Source organism: Barnesiella sp. CU968 (assembly GCF_905219685.1).
GTDB classification, from domain to species: Bacteria; Bacteroidota; Bacteroidia; order Bacteroidales; family Muribaculaceae; genus Lepagella; species Lepagella muris_A.
On sequence record NZ_CAJMXD010000394.1, the window covers coordinates 1 to 2,625 of the forward strand.

Annotated in this window: 1 protein-coding gene and 1 pseudogene; one reads left to right on the forward strand and one right to left on the reverse strand. The window is 42.9% G+C overall.

Annotated elements, in window-relative coordinates:
* Positions 1-1,367: pseudogene (locus JX312_RS11995) on the forward strand (outer membrane beta-barrel family protein); the annotation flags it as partial.
* A 241-nt stretch (positions 1,368-1,608) separates the two neighbouring features.
* Here the strand turns inward: JX312_RS11995 and JX312_RS12000 are convergent.
* The gene (locus JX312_RS12000) at positions 1,609-2,592 is read right to left on the reverse strand and encodes a transposase (protein WP_204458137.1); all 984 of its coding nucleotides are present in this window, start codon (positions 2,590-2,592) and stop codon (positions 1,609-1,611) included.
* Positions 2,593-2,625 lie beyond the last annotated feature (33 nt).

Below are 2,625 nucleotides of genomic sequence, written 5' to 3' on the forward strand. Positions count from 1 at the left end.
CTAATACAATCGGTTTTAATTTTGACCAGTCACCGATAGCCGAAACCGCAGGTAATTTGTCGTATGAACCTGAACAGTTCGGTAAGTATTCATATGAACGGAGCGAGCCTTATACGAGCCGTTATCTTGTATGGTCAGGCAATTACTATTTCATTTTGCCGCGCAATTTTCATCTAAGCATATCTCCGGGAATAAATTACGGACATACGGATTATTCATATCGTTATAAGACCTCTGCTGATAATGATGGTATTATGAATGAATCCGAGGAAAACGTCTGGCAATTAAGAGGAAGTGCTACTCTATACAAGGAAATCAGCGACCGGCAAAATGCCTTTTTACGGGCATGGTTTGGCTCAACATCAAATGATGTAAGCTATTTAGGTACTTCACCATACGACAATGATTTTTCAGACACTTATGCCGGTGCTGCACTCGGTTACAATTTTTCCAATAACATATGGAATGTGAGTACTGATGTCGCACTACAATGGGAGAGAAACAGAATCAACGACCAGTCCATTTCCGAGGTATATCCGCTCATAAATCTGTCAGCCGGATTTTCTCCATCCCAAAAGCATTCTTTCAGGGCATATTTTCACTTCGGGGCAAACTATCCCGGTGCCAGTGAAAAAACGCCCAATATTCTTCAGCAAAACGAACTGTTGTATTATACAGGGAATCCCGATCTCGGGTTGTCACGACAGATTACGTTGAATTTGTCTTATAACTGGATGCCGTCTAATAAATTCTCAGCTTCGGCTTTTGCCCAATACTTCGGAGAATACAATCTGTATGTACCTGTTTACAAGCCATACAATAACGGAACAGCATTGCTACGAGGTTTTGAAACTGACGGTGACTATAACCGTACTCAAATAGGCATATCATTCAATTACAAGTTGTTGAACGGCAATCTACAGCTTGCGGCCTCACCGTCCGTATCATTCTATCGTATGACCGGATTGTTTGACATAACACGAAGTCCCTTTTCCTGTAATGCCTCTGCGACATATTATCTTGGGAATTTCTATTTTCAGGCTTCATATCAAACAAGAAATCTTACGGTTCAAGGCAATCGTGGCGTAGTCTATAAAGATCGTGACTTCTATCAGATTCTCGCAGGATGGAGTCGTTCAAACTGGAATATACGAGTCAGCGCAATGAATCTATTTCGCAGCGACTGGCTATGTGCCACAAATACATTATCAACTCCGTTATATTCGGAAACACGATTTGTCAATGGGAATAACTTTCATCGCCGCTTAAACCTCTCTGTAACCTATACTTTCGGATATGGCAAAAAAGTACAACGTGGCAACGAGGTTGGTGAACAATCCGGAGCAAACTCCGCTATCATGAAGTAAAGCTGAATATTCTGATTATAAGGGCTACTTCTGGCATCGGTCACAATCTATGAACCCATAGTGTTTCATTGGGACATAATGTTATAGTGGTAGGTAGAAGAAATAATTGCTCAACGATATGGCACGTAAATTTNCAAAATAATCTTTTTGTTTGTAGCTTTAGCTAATATACAGGCAACCGCACAACTCAGAATTGTGCAGTTGATGGAAGGAGAGATTAGAGCGGGGGTGACAACTCCGCTCAGCGGTTATCACCTTCAATGATGTTGTGGGCGATAAATACTTTCCGAGCAAAGGCACCTCGATGCTTTTTGAGTTTTTTGCCAAGCTTCACAAGTGCGGGAGCCGTGAGATCCCCATGTTCGGTATGGTATTTTGTCTTGCCGTTCTCGCCGACCTTTATCATGCCGAGCCAATGGCATTTTATATGTCGGCCATGAATGAACCGGNTAATATCTTTATTGGTGAACCAGCTGTCAGCCAATACATAGCTGAACCTTATGCCCCGTTTGACAGCCCTCTTTATCATATCTNTGGCAAGTTCTATCTTGGACATGTCGTATTCCTTCTCCCTCTGACGGAGCACCTCGCTGACGTGTTTGGTGGTATGTCGACGTTTGAGTTCTTTGTCGCTCATGCCGTAATTGCCTTTCTTTCCCTTCTCCCCGACGATGGCGAAGTCGAGAAGAATCTGCGATACCCCATCGGTGACCGCCATACAGAGACATTTGAAACCCAGCACCGCCTTGTGGGCAAGATGAGAATGGACTCTTCCTATTTTCTTGATAGTCCGGCCTGTCTTCTCGTGGTTCGTATCGTCAAGAATCAGACAANCCTCGTCTGCCTTATGGTCAGTACGGAGATGTATCCTGTTCCACAGCTGTACCGATATATGCCAGAGAGCCTTTCGCCAGTTTATGTNNGGATTTTCCATGAAGCGGTAGAAGACATCCTTTCTGGTCTTGATCAACGAATCAAGAATGCCATACTTCTGATTACGGTTTGCGTTTTTGATGCCGAAACATGGGAAAAGAAGGAGACATTGGAATACTGTCAGCAACCGATAGACGCAGTTGCGCTTGCTTTTTACTGCAAGCGTGTCTTGCTCGGTCATTTTGATCTGAGCAAGAATCGAACTTATGATATGCATGGCAGCTGTCATATCGGAATTATTGAAAAAATCTTTGATATCCGAGAGAAAAGGTGTAATTTTGTGTATCGACATGGCTTTGAGTTAGTTTTTTGGTGGTACTTAAAA